The sequence below is a fragment of the Quyinboa mangrovi genome (genome assembly GCF_042219825.1).
In the GTDB taxonomy this organism is placed as follows: Bacteria; Bacteroidota; Bacteroidia; order Bacteroidales; family UBA5342; genus JBHJHP01.
In genome coordinates this window covers 49360-65414 of the sequence record NZ_JBHJHQ010000009.1, presented here as the reverse complement: position 1 = coordinate 65414, position 16055 = coordinate 49360, and the positions used below count along the sequence as shown (strand labels likewise).

The 16055-nt window shown below is 37.8% G+C and carries 14 protein-coding genes and 1 tRNA gene; 6 read left to right on the top strand and 9 right to left on the bottom strand.

Annotation, left to right across the window (positions count from 1 at the left end; translation table 11 throughout):
* Window positions 1-19 precede the first annotated feature (19 nt).
* The 9 genes from porN to ACE1ET_RS17900 all read right to left on the bottom strand — a co-directional run bounded on the left by porN (window position 20) and on the right by ACE1ET_RS17900 (window position 9345).
* A complete protein-coding gene (gene porN / locus ACE1ET_RS17940; RefSeq protein ID WP_375729806.1) occupies window positions 20-949 on the bottom strand; it encodes a type IX secretion system ring subunit PorN/GldN in 930 nt (309 codons plus the stop codon).
* 27 nt (window positions 950-976) lie between these two features.
* Window positions 977-2602: a type IX secretion system motor protein PorM/GldM gene (gene porM, locus ACE1ET_RS17935; protein ID WP_375729805.1), complete on the bottom strand. Its 1626-nt coding sequence runs from the start codon at window positions 2600-2602 to the stop codon at window positions 977-979.
* A 37-nt stretch (window positions 2603-2639) separates the two neighbouring features.
* Window positions 2640-3557, bottom strand: coding sequence for a type IX secretion system motor protein PorL/GldL (gene porL, locus ACE1ET_RS17930; protein ID WP_375729804.1), 918 nt, complete (start codon window positions 3555-3557; stop codon window positions 2640-2642).
* A 35-nt stretch (window positions 3558-3592) separates the two neighbouring features.
* Complete coding sequence (gene porK / locus ACE1ET_RS17925; protein ID WP_375729803.1) at window positions 3593-5290, bottom strand: T9SS ring complex lipoprotein PorK/GldK; 1698 nt, start codon at window positions 5288-5290, stop codon at window positions 3593-3595.
* Between the two features lie 26 nt (window positions 5291-5316).
* A complete protein-coding gene (locus ACE1ET_RS17920) occupies window positions 5317-6354 on the bottom strand; it encodes a PorP/SprF family type IX secretion system membrane protein (protein WP_375729802.1) in 1038 nt (345 codons plus the stop codon).
* Window positions 6355-6673: 319 nt separating this feature from the next.
* Window positions 6674-6745 (bottom strand) — tRNA-Arg (locus ACE1ET_RS17915).
* A 140-nt stretch (window positions 6746-6885) separates the two neighbouring features.
* Window positions 6886-7596 (bottom strand): DNA repair protein RecO, encoded by a 711-nt coding sequence (gene recO / locus ACE1ET_RS17910; RefSeq protein ID WP_375729801.1) that lies wholly within the window; start codon window positions 7594-7596, stop codon window positions 6886-6888.
* The gene (locus ACE1ET_RS17905) at window positions 7596-7946 is read right to left on the bottom strand and encodes an MmcQ/YjbR family DNA-binding protein (RefSeq protein ID WP_375729800.1); all 351 of its coding nucleotides are present in this window, start codon (window positions 7944-7946) and stop codon (window positions 7596-7598) included. Before ACE1ET_RS17905 ends, recO begins: the two co-directional genes overlap by 1 nt.
* Window positions 7947-8007: 61 nt before the next feature.
* Window positions 8008-9345 (bottom strand): ammonium transporter, encoded by a 1338-nt coding sequence (locus ACE1ET_RS17900; protein ID WP_375729799.1) that lies wholly within the window; start codon window positions 9343-9345, stop codon window positions 8008-8010.
* A 277-nt stretch (window positions 9346-9622) separates the two neighbouring features.
* Between ACE1ET_RS17900 and ACE1ET_RS17895 the strand changes: the two genes are divergently transcribed.
* From ACE1ET_RS17895 to serB, 6 genes are all read left to right on the top strand, one after another.
* Entirely contained in the window at window positions 9623-10081 is a 459-nt protein-coding gene (locus ACE1ET_RS17895) for an Lrp/AsnC family transcriptional regulator (RefSeq protein WP_375722100.1), read from the top strand.
* A gap of 62 nt (window positions 10082-10143) precedes the next feature.
* Window positions 10144-10920, top strand: a complete 777-nt coding sequence (locus tag ACE1ET_RS17890; protein ID WP_375729798.1) for a radical SAM protein — start codon at window positions 10144-10146, stop codon at window positions 10918-10920.
* Window positions 10920-11975 carry a glycosyltransferase gene (locus ACE1ET_RS17885; protein WP_375729797.1) on the top strand — a complete coding sequence of 352 codons (1056 nt, stop codon included), beginning with the start codon at window positions 10920-10922 and terminating at the stop codon, window positions 11973-11975. The genes ACE1ET_RS17890 and ACE1ET_RS17885 overlap by 1 nt, the downstream gene beginning before the upstream one ends.
* Window positions 11976-12078: 103 nt before the next feature.
* Window positions 12079-12957, top strand: coding sequence for a GTPase Era (era, locus tag ACE1ET_RS17880; RefSeq protein WP_375729796.1), 879 nt, complete (start codon window positions 12079-12081; stop codon window positions 12955-12957).
* Window positions 12958-13040: 83 nt separating this feature from the next.
* Window positions 13041-14741: a glutamine--tRNA ligase/YqeY domain fusion protein gene (locus tag ACE1ET_RS17875; RefSeq protein ID WP_375729795.1), complete on the top strand. Its 1701-nt coding sequence runs from the start codon at window positions 13041-13043 to the stop codon at window positions 14739-14741.
* A 5-nt stretch (window positions 14742-14746) separates the two neighbouring features.
* Window positions 14747-15982, top strand: coding sequence for a phosphoserine phosphatase SerB (gene serB / locus ACE1ET_RS17870; RefSeq protein ID WP_375729794.1), 1236 nt, complete (start codon window positions 14747-14749; stop codon window positions 15980-15982).
* Window positions 15983-16055: the final 73 nt, after the last annotated feature.

Genomic DNA, 16055 nt, shown 5'->3' with positions numbered 1-16055 from the left:
TTGTATAGACTGTACTTTTTTAATAAGCCCAGATATCTTCTTCTAAATTTATAAGCCTGGTTTCAATCTCCTGACGTTGTTTAGCAATCTGGTCAGGCGTTAAGTTGTAGTCAATAAATCTTTTCCCCTGTAAATTCTCTGCCTGTACGATTTCGCCAGAGTATAGTCTTGATGTAAAATATGCATCCATACTGTACTGGTTCATTCCAACTGTCGCATTGAAATCCGAAAGTTTTATCGGAACCTGTACCAGATAACGTCTTAACTGATCAAATGGAATCCATCCAATAGATTGAGGCTGACCAGAGGTTGGATCTTTAATATATGGACATATTGCTCTTATCTCTGATTTAAAGGTTGAATATCTTTTATTAAAGAACCATACTTCATATAAGTCATATTTATATATTTGACCACTTATTGATGTAAGAATGTTATTGACACTTTCTTCGGATAAGAACTTTGGAAGGTAGGCAAATAAACTGTCTTGAGGTACCGTAATCTTAGGATCCCCGTCCTTAACCATGATCGTATAATTGTCACCGGTCAGCTGAAATAAAATACATCTGTCCCTTATTTCCTTTTGAAGGTTAAATTTATTATAGATCTCAGTTGGTGTTAATGGTTCCTGAGTCATTTCCTGATCACTAGGCTGATGCACAGGAATAGGAAAATTTTCATTACCTATACTTTCAATTATTACAGTACCCAGGTTCTTCCTGCTTTTAATAGGAGTTTTGGGCAAAGCCAAAGGTTGATTTGGAGTTTCTTCCAAATTCAGTGTACGCCAAATTTTATACTCATAATAGAGGTCGATGTCACCTTCCTTTGTTGACATATATTCTATCGGTTTGTCTCCTTTAAGGGGAGAAGAATTGTCTTCCTGGGCAAATGTAAGAGATAAACCAGATGTAGAAATTAATAGAGCTATAATTATTTTCTTAGTCATAAAGAATACATTTAAAATCTAACTTAATTATTTTACGTCAGTTACAATAGCCGGTAAGTTCCTTGGAACATTGTCCGGCCCTTTTGCAACAACTTCTGTTATAGTTATTGTACCACGGAATTCACGTAAAAAATCCATTATATCACTATCAAAAGCGGAACCTTTTACAGTTTTAGCTAAATTGTTGCCGTTTTCATTTAAAAGAACGATCCTGAAACTTTCAACCGTGTAATTGACCTCGAAATCAGATTCGGGAAGCATCGCTTTAATTCCCTTAAAGAATTTTAGCAATCTGAAATCAATCTTTGTATCATTTGTTGTTTTGTCAATTCGTTTAATATCACCATTTGCATCAGCAGCTACTTCCTGATATGCTATAAAAGGCAACGGGTCAGGTAAAAGTTTAACACGGAATGGGTAATCTGCAATGTGGGTTTCTTTTCCTTCAACTATAGCATTAACCTTTATCACCGCATTTCTGTTATAGTCGCTCGGAATAGCGATATAACTTTGACCGTCAGCCGCTGTTTTTAAGGATCCGTTTGAAATTGACGGTCTCAAATCGCTTGCGGCAATACCTGGAGCAGAAATACCTACAGGATTTTCCACACCAGCATACAGCACGTTCATTTTTAAGGCTGAAACTGTTGCAAAAGGATCTACTACTTCATACTTCATTTCAGGTATCTGGTAATAAACGTCATTATTGTCGTCATCCTTAAGAACTACAGAACCGCCAATATTATATACTCCTAACTGATTACAGGCTTTTTCATATAGCCCGTTTTTAACATTGACTATATTGCCGTTTTCACTGATTTTATATACTGGTGATTTAGTAGTATCACGCCCGGCAAGAAGAATCTGTGCTGAGAAAGTTCCACCACGAATCACTGATGTTGATGTAGGAATTATATGTGCTTCAACTTTATTGACTTTAAAGTCTTTTGCATCTATTTGTCTTAACAGAAACTGGATCACCTGAGATTCAGCATCCCTTACATCATTTTGCAATTTAGAAAGCAATGCAACCGATGCAGCTACGGGCATCCATGAAAAATATACCTGTTCCCATGGTTTTTCTTCTCCGTCCCGGTCTTTCATCATAGGCGTTGTCAGTGATGCATTAAGCGAATTAATAATAGACGTATCCAAACTACCACCATTAATTGTAACAGCATCTTCCATGATATCAATCAGAGAAGCACGATAATTATTGATGCCCTCTTTCAATTGGGCACCTTTACTGTTTTTACCTCCTAATAACATCACCCGTTCAGGAGCATCAAGGTTGTCCTTGGCATTAATGCTGTCAGGATTTCCTGTAGGGCCATCAACATCTCTTACAATCTCAAGCTTGTATTCATCAATTTGTTCATAAAGAGAATCACTTAAAGTATTTACCAGTTGTGCTTTTTCACGCCACTGAGCTACTTTCATTGGATTCATCTTTTCCTTATTTTTGAAATCCTCCATAATAGCGGTATTTCTATCTCCTATGTTTTGAGCACTACTGCGGAGGCTTTCATCCACTCTGGTAAAACCATTCAATACCTCACTTGAAACGTTAAGCGCAAGCATAGCAGTCAAAAACAGGTACATCATACCTATCATTTTCTGTCGCGGCGTTTCGGCACAATTCTTAGAACCCATAATCTAATTCTTTTCTTTTACTATGAGGTATTAAAATTTATGATTCAATATTCAAAGCATTAAGCATATTGCCATAAACGGCATTTAAGTCTGATATTTGTTTTTTTAGTTTAGCAGCTTCGTTTTTGTAAGCTTCAACATCTGCAACCGAATCAGAATAGTTTTTGCTTATAGTACCTAGATTCGTGTTGATCTTCTTAGTTTCGGCAAGTTCTGCTTTTGCTTCTTCTAATTGTTGGTTGATTGTCTGAAGCTGCAGCTCATATACTGAATTTATTTTTGTAAGATTTCCGCTAACTGTTGATAAAGTTGATGATATCTGTGCAGAATCTTTTCCCAGATCCGAAATACTTTTCTCCAGCGATTGTGCTGAGTTGGAGTAGGCAGTCATTAATTGATTTGAAGCCGTAGAAATAGATTCAATACCTTTGTTCTGAACATCTGCAAAATGATCAGCAGAGGTTGCAGCTTTTTCAATATTTTTTATGTAATTCTCTGTCGCAATGCTGGCTCCTGAAATGTCATTCATTTGCGAGGCTGTTTTACTTAACTTACTCAATCCATCTTTTAGCTTTTCGATATCCTCAGAAGTAAGACCACTAATATCTCCCAGTGAACCCATCTGTGCCCCGGCATTACCCTTTTTACCCTGGGCTACTGTGCTTTCAACAGGAGTATGCTCATTACCATGACCATATGCAAGCTCAGGATATACGACTGACCAGTCATGTTCCTTATGCGGTGCTTCAAATGCTCCCAAAGCAAACAGAAAAGCTTCTGTACCCATGCCCAGCATTAGCATTTCTTCAGCACCCTGAAGGTGAAGAATCTTAAATAATGCACCAATAATTACAATAGATGCCCCAATACCATATGCAAATCCCGTAATTACTTTACCCTGATCGGTTGAGATTGCATTCTGAACGCCACTATAAATTTTACTAAATATTCCCATGATATTTCTGCATTAATTTTTCTGAATAATAAAGATTAATAAGGACCAATAAATTGTCTTACACAACGAAATCCGATATAAGATCTGGCCTGATCCTGTAGTTCAAATGTACGTTGTCCGCACTGCAGGAAGAATCCAATATCTTTCCAAGATCCACCTTTAACAACCTTGCGTCTTAATGTGGCTGGATCAGAGGCTGTCGCATTAAAATTGTAATCCGGATTTAAATCATGTACAAATGAAAGTGCATTTTCCTTATATGCGGAACGTGTCCACTCAGCAACGTTACCTGCCATGTCAAATAATCCAAAGTCGTTTGGAGGATAACTCATTACTTCTGCAGGATAAATGAAGTTGTCATCTACATATTCTCCTCTTCCGGTTTTGAAGTTGGCCATGAAACAGCCATTTGCCTTTCTGGTGTAGTAACCACCCCACGGATACATGGCTGCTCTTTTACCTCCTCTTGCTGCATATTCCCATTCAGCTTCTGTTGGAAGCCTGTAATCCTGTACCTTGGGTTCTCCGGTATGCGCCTGGAAAGTATTTTTAAGGTTTGTTCTCCAATTACAAAACGCATTTGCCTGTTCCCAGGTAACTCCAACCACCGGGTAATTCTGATAACCCGGATGAGAGAAATACATTTTCGCAATTGGTTCGTTATAGGAATAGTAAGAAAAGTCACTCATAATGGCAAGCGTATCAGGATATATCTGAATAGTTTTGCTCATTTGGAAATCATTTCTGTCAGAGAGGCGTTTAAATTTGGAAACATTTTTTATTTCTCCGGTATTCTGATCGACTACCGATACCTGCTGGCGAATAAAATATTCAGGGAAATCTACTGTGTCTCTATCAGTAAGAGGCCTTCCGAATTTCTTCTCAAATTCTTTGGCCGGATCATTAAATTTACCTGTAAGAGGATTGAATTTATTAATTTCAAGTGATGCCTGACTGTAATCAAGCCAGTTGTAACTATAGGTTAATAATTCACTTTTAAATTCAGAACCAATAAAATAATTAGGTTGAATCTCTAAACCTGTTAGAGGATCTTCTCTGTAAAACTTCTTATAATAGGGGATAATTACTTCGTGTATTACTGTCGATGGCGGATTTCCCGAACCGGCTCCAGCCATCTGATCCAGACTGTCAAGAATATGTTTGGTAAGGTATGTCCGGAATCTATTTTCACTAAATGGTTTGGTCCAGTTAATAACCGGAATTCTTTTGATACCTCTGGTTTTTAGAAATACATTTCTGCTCTTTGTACTTACCACACCATATAAATCAAGGATGTCTTCGATGATCTTAATATCATCATTAGACATCACACCACCACCGGACATTCCATTTATATTCAGTGTACTTTTTAACTGGGTGTAGGATGATGCAGTTGCAGGGTCTTTAATTCTGTCAAAAATGAAGTTTTTGATGACAGAATCTTTTACCCAATAAACAAACTGTTTGTATTCACTGTTTGTAATTTCAGTTTCATCCATCCAGAATGATTCTACTGTGGTATTTTTATTCTGTGAATTGAATCCCCAAAATGCATCCTGATCATTCGGGCCCATAACGAAGGAACCTTTTTCAATGAACAACATACCGTAAGGATTCGGTTCACTCCAGTATTTTTGATTAATACCAATTAATTCGCCGTTTCCGTTGTTTTTACAACCGGAGAGATGTAAAATTAAAATTGCCGCAACTGTAAAACCAAATAGTCTTTTCATATCTAAATGTGGCTTATTTGTCATCATTATAAAAATCTAACGCTTTTATGTTTACTTAATTGTTTATTCATATCGACCTCGAATGAATAGCTTACATACACTTCCTGTGAGCCATATGTTCCGTATTTCATACGGGATGTTGTAAGGTCGAATGCATAACCAATGTTAAGTCCGTTTTTAAGTTTTATACCGGCTAAAACAACAAAACCTTCCTGTAACCTGTAACTCAACCCTCCATAATACTTCTTATCATACCAAACGTTACAGTTGATGTCTGCCTGAGAAATTATGCCGTCTGATTTTAGAAACACGGATGGTTTAATTTCATATTTAGGCTTATCAGTTATTGTAAAGTTATAACCGGCCGTGGCATAATAAACTCTGTTGAAAAAGAAATACACTCCATTTGAAGTACTCGAAAGTTTAAGCTCGGGCCTTGTTAGTCTACTGACTGATATACCGGCATAAAATTTTTCATGATCAAAGAACGCTCCAAAACCCATATCAAATTTGGTGTCTGACGATTTTTGCTTTAAATCGTTCGTGCTACTCTCTATCGCCGTCATATAATCCGTTTCCGTACCCTTATCGGGTATATAAATTTCACCACTCCAGGTAAGATTTATAAAGCCAGTGTTAATTCCCGCTCCTAGAACACCATTCCAAATTCTTTTACGGTACGAATATATAAAATTAATTGATAAATTGTTAAACAAACCTAAATTATCACTAATTATAGACAGCCCCACACCGCTTTCCTGTTTAAAAAGTTTGAGATTAGTGTCAAAATTAAAGACAGATGTCTGTGGATTATTCATAAAACCAACCCACTGTTGCCTTGTGAGACCAAATACATTCATTTGACCATTTCTACCTGCCGCTGCAGGATTTGAAGATAAGATATTAAACATATTTGAACTGAACTGAGGATCCATTTGAGCCATTGTGTTCTGATGGTTAAAAAAGAACAAAAATGCTGTAATTGTGATGCCTCTCAATATATGGTATAAAATACCATTTTCTCGTTTGTTTAATATTTGCTTACCTGTATAATTTTGTATCACTATAGTAGTCCTGTTTAAATTGCATTACATATTTTATGCTACTTATTTTTTGTGACTACAAATGAAACGATTTTAGTTTTAAAATATTCTTTACGCCAAAAAATTTTTATTTTTCAGGTGTTAAAATTACGTAAATTATTTGTTATATAAACAATGATGGTGCATAAAAATTATACAAAACCTGTTTTTTAACATTTAATTCAACCCTTTTTACTGGTTCGTCCCCATAAAAAAGCTTGCTTATTTCTTTGATTGTCACGAATTAGTTAACAAAGTATTAAAATTGGAATAGTAATTTGCAGATTTGATGATTTATTTGTAGCCCCGCCAGGAATCGAACCTGGATCTACGGTTTAGGAAACCGCTATTCTATCCATTGAACTACGAGGCCCTGTGTATTTCAGGTTTATTAAACCTGCCGGCAAAAGTAATCTATTTGAATGTAAAAACAAATACCTCCCTTTTAAAAGCATTTTGGGTAAGTGAAATTAAAAAGATCCGCTATTAAAACTGATGACATTTTTGCTTATTCTAGATCAGCATTCTGAAAACATCCATGGATTTGGGTTTTTTGAATCCTTCTAAGTGGATCTCAAAATAGGTAACCAGTAAATTCAGAATGGCTCCGATATCGAATTTTATATCAGTTCTGAAATTCTCTATATCCGTGAATGTATTCAATTGCGAAAGCTGAAATGAGATTTTTTTGTCTATGGATTCGTTATCTTTTACGTTTGTAAAATTTCCTTTTAGTATATTAAAGTATGGATGTAAGTCTGAATAATTATTTGTTGGAAAGAATCCCATCTGTCGCGATAACTCCAGTAGATTTTTTAAATGAAAAAGGCTGATGTTGTGTTCAATAATATCCAGGATTTCGATGGATGTTTGTAGAAAACTAAAAAGTTGGTGGTTTTCTATGTCTTTCTTTATGCATTCAAAGTATACTTCAGAGAGAAATTGTGCTATGGCACTTTTTCTGTGATCAAAAGGAATTGATTGAAACGGAGTTTCAATATGCATTGACTTTATGCGCTGAATTTCTCTTTTAGGATTAAGATAAGCAGATATCTCAAGAATTGTAAGTGGGAAAAGCAGTGCTGATGCCTTTTTATTTTTGCCGCTTCCTTTGGATATTAAGAAGGTCTGATGCCCGTGTGCATCTGTAAACATATGGGTGATAAAGGAATTGTCAGAATACCTGATTTTCTTTAATACTATTGCTTTCGATGTATAAAGCATTACAGGCTATCTTTAATTTTTTTGGGGAGAGAGTTTTTGATCAAAGTATAGGAATCTGAAATCATTTCTTTTAACAGAGACGCATCTGTTTCGGTTGTATCAGTTATCGAGTTCCAGTGTGTTTTATTCATATGATAACCCGGAATAATAAGGTTATTCTCTTCGCGTAACCTGATAGCCTTTTCCGGATCACACTTAAGATTAATTGTTGGAGGAACAGCATCCAGTGACAGCAATGCAAATATCTTATTCCCTATTCTGAATGTCAGTGTAGATTCATCAAAGGGAAAATCTTCCGTAACGGATGGATGAATTGAAAGGCAAAATGATCTTATTTCCTCAGTGTTCATACATACAAATGTATAAAAAAGCCCGACATTTCTGCCGGGCCTTTCATTGATCGTATAAAGTTTAATCGTTTGAGTTTTTGTATTCAAATGCATATTGTTCATCGTGCTGGCTAATATCCAGACCCAGTTTTTCACTGTATTCATCCACACGCATCGGTACAATTTTATCGGTGATCCAGTACAAAAGGTATGAGCCCCCAAATGTAAATATACCTACAATGACCAGTGCCAGAAGGTGATAAAGGAAAGTTGTGAATTCGCCATAAATTAAGCCAACATTTCTTGCAAATACGGCTGTCAGAATCATACCTGAGATACCACCCATGCCATGAGCAGGGAAAACATCCAGCGTGTCGTCCACGTTGGTTCTTTCTTTTCTGTGAATAGCATAGTTACTAACAATGGAAGCAATAACACCAATGGCAATACTTGATCCTACATTCACGAATCCGGCAGCCGGGGTTATCGCAACAAGTCCAACAACAAGTCCAACAGCTGCGCCCATTGCAGATGGTTTTCTGCCCATAATTCCATCATAAAAAATATACGTCAACATAGCCGCAGCAGAAGCCGTGTTGGTATTAACCAGTGCAAGTACTGCATCGGAATTTGCTCCAAGAGCAGAACCTGCGTTGAATCCAAACCAGCCAAACCAAAGCATGCCGGCTCCCAGCAGAACAAACGGAATGTTAGAGGGTTGGATGGGCTTATTGGCGTCTTTTCTTCTGCCAAGGAAAATTGCTCCTGCCAGGGCGGCAAAACCCGCTGACATATGAACTACTGTTCCTCCTGCAAAGTCAAGCACTCCCCAGTTACGGAGAAACCCATTTGGATGCCACGTCCAGTGCGCCAGTGGTGCATAAATAAATATTGTAAATAAGGTGAGGAACAACATGTATGCAGCAAATCTCACCCTTCCGGCGAATGAACCGGTAATCAGGGCAGGTGTAATGATCGCAAACTTGAGTTGGAACATTGCAAATAACGCCAGAGGAATTGTAGTGGTCAGAACTCCGTCGGGATCACCTCCTACATTACGAAACATGAAAAAAGTTGCAGGGTTACCGAATAATCCGAATCCTTCCCATCCAATGCTGTCGCCAAATGCCAGGCTAAATCCGAAGATGACCCAGATGACACTTACAATACCCATGGCAATAAAACTTTGCAGCATGGTTGAAATAATGTGTTTGGCATGTATCATACCTCCATAAAAAAATGCCAGTCCCGGAGTCATTAAAAGAACAAGTGCTGTGGATGTAAGCATCCAGGCAATATCTCCTGTGTCGAGATTTGCACCTTCTGTGTGCGAAAAATCAAAGTTGAAAACTACCCCTAAAACCGCTGAAACAACAAGCAATAGGAATATTACAAGCCAACGTTGTTTAATTTTGCTCATGATAAAATTTAATTATTATTAATGTTTGTTTTCCCAGTTTTGACATTTTGCAAGACAATGGCCTTAGAATCGTTGAAAAATTTCAAAAAATAGTGACATTTTGAATAAAATAGCACAATTTGATTTTAAAATGTCAAATTAGTTTCCAAATGTCTTGAAATGTCGATGCAAATATATCAAATTGATTCTTATTTTACAAGCATGGTTTTGTCATTTTGGATAATAAATTCTACTTTTGTTTACAAATTGGTATTTTATTTATTATTACATTTGAATCATGGAAGGAAAAATAGATTCTCTTGATAAAAAGATACTTAGCATTATTACAAAAAATGCAAGAATTCCGTTCAAGGATGTTGCCGCTCAGTGTGGCGTTTCAAGAGCTGCTATTCATCAAAGAGTACAGCGGCTGATAGATATGGGTGTTATAACCGGTTCAGGATATAACGTGGATGCAAAAAAACTAAATTACAGAACCTGTACCTATATCGGTATTTTTCTTGAAAAGGGTTGGATGTATGAAGAAGTTGCTGAGGAGCTGAGCAAGATTCCTGAAATTGTTGAGTGTCACTACACTACCGGGCAGTATGGAATATTTGCTAAAGTATTTGCTAAAGATAATGAAGACCTTAAACATGTGCTGAACGAAAAGTTACAGGCCATTAAGGGAATTTCTGCTACAGAGACTTTTATTTCTCTGGAGCAAAGATTTAAAAGGGAAATCCCTATCGGTTAATGTATTTAAATTTGCTGTCTGCAATCAATTACTTTTTTATTTTTGCAGTAATTTAATGTAAGATGGCAACTTTTCTATTCGATTCTATTGTCTTTGGACCTGTTAAGAGCAGGCGGCTGGGTGCATCATTGGGAATAAATTTGTTACCGACAAGTGGTAAAATTTGTTCCTTTGACTGTATTTACTGTGAGTGTGGATTAAACGACCAACGAATACCACAGAAAAGAGGGTTACCCGGTGCAGATGAGATTGATGTTGAATTAAGGGCAAAGCTTAAAGAGCTTTCGGATACAAATCAACCACCTGATGTTATAACCTTTGCAGGTAATGGTGAACCTACATTACACCCCAATTTTCTTCAGATCATTAAAAATACCATAGCTTCACGGGATGAATTTTGCCCGGAAGCTAAAGTTTCTGTGCTGTCAAATTCAACAAGAATATGGAATGAGAATGTGATTGAAGCGTTGAATCTTGTGGATATGAATATCCTAAAGCTGGATTCTATTATTGAAGAAACAGTGAAACTGGTTAATAATCCCAATGGAAATTTTAAGATTGAAGAATGTATTCAACAATTGAAGGTTTTTAACGGAAGGCTGATAATTCAAACTTTGTTCTGCCGCGGAGAAGTTAATGGGAATCATTTTGATAATACAACAAATATAGAAGTCGATGCCTGGATAGAAGCGCTTAAAGAAATACACCCTCAATATGTCATGATCTATTCAATTTCGCGGGATACACCCGTTAATTCCATTGAAAAAATCAGTCGCGAAGAATTAACTGCCATTGCCGAAAGGCTTAAAGAAAATAATATTGCTTTTGAAATATCCTGATGCCTGATGAGAAACACATAATATATTGTATTCTCGATTGGGGACTGGGCCATGCCACACGTTCAGTTCCACTTATTCAAAATCTGCAGGAACGAGGGTTTAAAATCACCATAGCAACAAGCGGATACTTATACAATTCTTTCATAATTAAGGAACTCCGTGATGTTCAGTTTCTGGAACTAATGCCGTACGAACCCAAATATTCGAAACGTAAAAAACAGGTAAGGAGATTGCTGCTTCAAATACCACATTTTGTGAGAGTATTTGTGAGCGACAAAATACGGATACGGAAGTTTATTCAACAAAACTCTGTTCAGTTTATTTTTTCGGATAACAGGTTCAGTTGCAGGTGTAGAAAGGTGCGGTCAGTTTATCTCACACATCAGGTAAATATTCTCAAGCCTGCTAACCTTGACCCATGGCTTTTGCCATCAGCTGTTCACCGATACTGGATGGGTAAATTTGATGAATGTCTTGTCCCTGATAATCCTGATAAATTATTTAAGGGGCTAACTAACCATGACGGACTTTCCAAGAAGTTGAAATACATCGGATTTTTGAGTCGGTTCAATAATATTGAACATAACAGAAGTCACAAACATATACTTGTCATTCTTTCCGGGCCGGAACCTCAGCGTTCGATCTTTGAGAAAATCATAGTTTCTGCAGCGTATCATACCGACGAGAAAATAATTCTGGTTCGGGGTACTGAAAAACTTTTGGGAAAGGCGTTGACTGATAATGTGATGGTTTATAATATTGCGGAGACAATTGTTCTTAAAAAACTTTTACAGGATTGCAGTTACGTGGTTTGTCGGTCGGGATATTCATCGGTGATGGACCTTATTATTTCGGAAACACCGGCAATTATTGTACCGACACCAGGACAAAGCGAGCAGGAATACATTGCTGAAACGGCTGATGAAAACAGTTGGTTTGTGGTTCAGGATCAATATAATTTTGTTTTTCTAAAACCGGAGGTAGTGAAAACGGAATGTAAGCTTCCGGATATTAAAAATAACTATCTGGATGTAGTTATATCTGAAATTGTGTAAAATAATCAGAATAAATTCAAAGATAACTCAGTCATAACTATGCAATTTAAGCATGAATTGAAATTTATAGTATTTTTGGCGAGTTAAATTCAAAACAAAGTTGATGGCACATAAAGCAGGATTTGTAAATATTGTAGGTAACCCCAATGTAGGAAAGTCAACCCTGATGAATTTGTTTGTGGGAGAGAGGTTGTCCATTATAACCAATAAATCTCAGACAACACGGCACCGGATTCTTGGCATCATTAACGGGGAAGATTTTCAGATTATATTTTCAGATACACCGGGAGTTGTTAAGCCGCATTACAAATTGCAGGAGTCGATGCTTAAATTCTCAAATTCTGCATTGGAAGATGCCGATATCCTGTTGTACGTCACTGATGTTGTGGAAACTAAGGAGAAAAATATTGAATTCATTGAGAAAGTAAACAAGACGGATGCACACCAGATTGTTGTCATTAATAAAATCGATCTGACGGATCAGAAAAAGCTGGAAGAATTGGTTGATTACTGGAAGCAGCAGTTGCCTAAGGCAGAGATTTATCCTATATCGGCTTTGCATAAGTTCAATGCCGACCTTTTATTTAAGCGTATTGTGTCTTTATTGCCGGATTCACCTCCATATTTTGAAAAAGATGCCTTGACTGATCGTCCGGAGCGGTTTTTTATTTCCGAGATCATCCGTGAAAAAATTTTCGAGCGGTATAAAGAGGAGGTTCCATACTCAACAGAGGTGAACATAGAGCAATTCAAGGAGGATAAAAAAATTATTCATATTAATGCCGTAATTCTGGTTGAACGCGATTCGCAAAAAGGAATCATCATCGGCAATCAGGGAAAGGCTTTGAAGGGTGTTGGTACAGAGGCGCGTAAGGATATTGAGAAGTTTCTGGGCAAGCAGGTATTTCTGCAGATTTTTGTAAAAGTTCAGAAAGATTGGCGGAATAATGATAACCAATTGAAACAGTTTGGTTACGAATAATTTGGATCAAACCAACAAATACATTAAAACCTGTTATACTTCTATTGAAATTAGTAAATTTGCGGTCAAAATTTTTGTGATATATGGGCGAAGTAAACGAAAAGGACATCGAGAAAAAACCATTGAATTTTATTGAGGAATTTGTGGTCCAGGATATCGAAGCAGGAAAAAGCAATAAAAGGGTACACACCCGTTTCCCGCCAGAGCCTAACGGATATCTGCACATTGGTCATGCCAAAGCGATATGTCTCGACTTTGGAGTTGCAGAACGGTTTGGTGGAAAGTGTAACCTTCGGTTCGACGACACCAACCCGGTTAAAGAAGATGTGGAATATGTAGATTCCATAAAAGAGGATATTAAATGGCTTGGGTTCGACTGGGAGGACAGGGAATTTTACGCCTCTGATTATTTCGGCAAACTGTACGATTTTGCTGTTGATCTTATAAAAAGAGGACTGGCTTACGTGGATGATCAGAGTTCGGAAGAAATAGCCGGTCAAAAAGGTACGCCAACATCGCCCGGAAAAGAAAGTCCTTACAGAAGCAGGTCGGTTGAGGAAAACCTCGATTTGTTCCAGCGTATGAATGCAGGAGAGTTTGCAGAGGGTGCCAAGGTATTACGTGCAAAGATTGATATGGCATCGCCTAATATGCACATGCGTGATCCTATCATGTACAGAATATTAAACCGATCGCATCACCGTACCGGCGATACATGGCATGTTTACCCGATGTACGATTTTGCACATGGGCAAAGCGACTATTTCGAAGGGATAACACATTCTTTGTGTACACTGGAATTTGAGGTTCACAGACCCTTATACAACTGGTTTGTCGATCAGCTAATGGATAGCGATTACCGTCCGCGCCAGATAGAATTTAACCGCTTGAACCTGAATTATACTGTGATGAGTAAACGTAAACTGTTGCAGTTAGTCCAGGAAGGTTATGTGAGTGGCTGGGATGACCCGCGTATGCCGACTTTAAGCGGATTACGACGCCGTGGATATACACCGGAATCCATCCGTAATTTTGTGGACAGGATTGGTTACACCAAGTTTGAGGCACTCAACGATTTTGCACTTTTAGAGCATAGTGTGCGCGATGATCTGAATAAACGTGCTCCTCGTGTAAATGCCGTTCTTGATCCTTTGAAACTGGTGATTACCAATTATCCCGATGATCTGGTTGAGGATATGGAGATCATTAATAATCCTGAGGATGAATCCATGGGAAGCAGAACGATTCCTTTCTCTAAAGAAATTTATATTGAGAGGAACGATTTTATGGAAGATCCTCCAAAAAAATTCTTCCGTTTGGGTCCTGACCGCGAAGTGCGTTTAAAAGGTGCATACATTGTTAAATGTACTGGTTTTAAGAAGAATAGCGATACAGGGGAAATAGAGGAATTGTATTGTACGTATGATCCGTTAACAAAAAGTGGCATGCCTGATAGTAACCGAAAGGTGAAAGGAACGTTACATTGGGTAAGTGTGAAGCACTGTGTGGATGCTGAAGTAAGGTTGTACGACAGACTTTTTCTTGATGAAGCACCATTAGGGCATAAGGATAAGGATTTTCTGGAGTTCCTGAACAAAGATTCCCTGAAAATTCTTAAAGGTTGCAAAGTTGAACCATCGTTAGAAAATGCTGAGCCTTTACAAAACTTCCAGTTCCAGCGCATCGGGTATTTTAATGTTGACCCGGACTCAAAAAAGGGAGCGCTAATTTTTAACAGAACAGTTCAGTTAAAGGACAGTTGGGCGAAACAGGCCGGCAAATAGGCTTTATGAGTGAATTAAAAAACGAGCTGCTATTATTAAAGATTACCGGTGAAGATAAACCGGGACTCACATCGGCTTTAACCGGTATTCTGGCCAGGTATGATTGTAATATTCTGGATATTGGTCAGGCAGATATACATAACACCCTTTCACTGGGAATTTTGTTCGAAGTGCCGTCCAATAATGAATCTGCGCCGGTGTTAAAGGATTTGCTTTTTAAAGCTTATGAACTAGGATTAAATGCCAGCTTTACGCCGGTTTCAAATGAAGAATATTCCCACTGGGTTGGGATGCAGGGTAAAAACCGGTATATTGTCACGCTTCTGGGGCGCAAGTTAAGTGCTAAGCAGATTTCTTCAGTCACCGGACTCATAGCATCACAGGGACTGAATATTGATAATATTACGCGCTTAACGGGAAGAATTCCGTTAGATGCAGCGAATAATCAGTCCAGATCGTGCGTACAGTTGTCGGTAAGAGGATTTTTGAGCGATAAAGCACTGATGCAGAAAAGCTTCATGGATTTATCTAAGGAGCAGGGTATTGATGTTGCTTTTCAGGAAGATAATATTTACCGCAGGAATAGAAGACTGGTGTGCTTCGATATGGATTCAACACTGATCCAGACGGAAGTGATAGATGAAATGGCCGAACGTCATGGAGTGGGAGAAGAGGTCAGGGCTATAACAGAATCAGCCATGAGGGGCGAGATTGATTTTAGCGAAAGCTTTAAAAAGCGTTTGTCATTGCTCCGGGGGCTTGAAGTATCGGTTCTTAATGAGATAGCTGAAAACCTCCCCGTTACTGAAGGTGCAGCAAGGTTGATTTCAACGCTTAAGAAGTTTGGCTTCAAAATTGCTATTTTGTCGGGTGGATTCACTTTTTTTGGAGAATCATTGAAACGTAAGCTTGATATAGATTATGTTTACGCCAATGAATTTGAGATAGAGAACGACAAGCTTACCGGCGGGTATGTTGGTGAAATAGTTGATGGTAAACGCAAGGCTGAGTTGCTAAAGCTTTTAGCACAGGTTGAAAAGCTTAATCTGGAACAGGTTATTGCAGTGGGCGATGGAGCAAATGATCTTCCGATGTTAAATCTGGCAGGTTTGGGTATTGCATATCACGCCAAACCAAAAGTAAAGGAGAATGCACAGCATGCAATATCATCTGTAGGATTGGATGGAATTTTATATCTGCTGGGTTTTAACGATTTAATGATTGATCACGGGAATAAATAGAAGATATAAGATATCAGACACAAGACATACGATTGTTTTGGGTTTAAATATCGGGTCGAATGATATTATAACA

What these genes read in the sequence shown, in the direction of transcription:
- ACE1ET_RS17885 (WP_375729797.1), top strand. Translation starts at nt 10,920, where the DNA reads ATGCCTGATGAGAAACACATAATATATTGTATTCTCGATTGGGGACTG.
- recO (WP_375729801.1), bottom strand. Translation starts at nt 7,596, where the DNA reads ATGCTTTATACATCGAAAGCAATAGTATTAAAGAAAATCAGGTATTCT.
- porM (WP_375729805.1), bottom strand. Translation starts at nt 2,602, where the DNA reads ATGGGTTCTAAGAATTGTGCCGAAACGCCGCGACAGAAAATGATAGGT.
- ACE1ET_RS17895 (WP_375722100.1), top strand. Translation starts at nt 9,623, where the DNA reads ATGGAAGGAAAAATAGATTCTCTTGATAAAAAGATACTTAGCATTATT.
- ACE1ET_RS17875 (WP_375729795.1), top strand. Translation starts at nt 13,041, where the DNA reads ATGGGCGAAGTAAACGAAAAGGACATCGAGAAAAAACCATTGAATTTT.
- ACE1ET_RS17900 (WP_375729799.1), bottom strand. Translation starts at nt 9,345, where the DNA reads ATGAGCAAAATTAAACAACGTTGGCTTGTAATATTCCTATTGCTTGTT.
- ACE1ET_RS17905 (WP_375729800.1), bottom strand. Translation starts at nt 7,946, where the DNA reads ATGAACACTGAGGAAATAAGATCATTTTGCCTTTCAATTCATCCATCC.
- ACE1ET_RS17890 (WP_375729798.1), top strand. Translation starts at nt 10,144, where the DNA reads ATGGCAACTTTTCTATTCGATTCTATTGTCTTTGGACCTGTTAAGAGC.
- porN (WP_375729806.1), bottom strand. Translation starts at nt 949, where the DNA reads ATGACTAAGAAAATAATTATAGCTCTATTAATTTCTACATCTGGTTTA.
- porK (WP_375729803.1), bottom strand. Translation starts at nt 5,290, where the DNA reads ATGAAAAGACTATTTGGTTTTACAGTTGCGGCAATTTTAATTTTACAT.
- era (WP_375729796.1), top strand. Translation starts at nt 12,079, where the DNA reads ATGGCACATAAAGCAGGATTTGTAAATATTGTAGGTAACCCCAATGTA.
- porL (WP_375729804.1), bottom strand. Translation starts at nt 3,557, where the DNA reads ATGGGAATATTTAGTAAAATTTATAGTGGCGTTCAGAATGCAATCTCA.
- serB (WP_375729794.1), top strand. Translation starts at nt 14,747, where the DNA reads ATGAGTGAATTAAAAAACGAGCTGCTATTATTAAAGATTACCGGTGAA.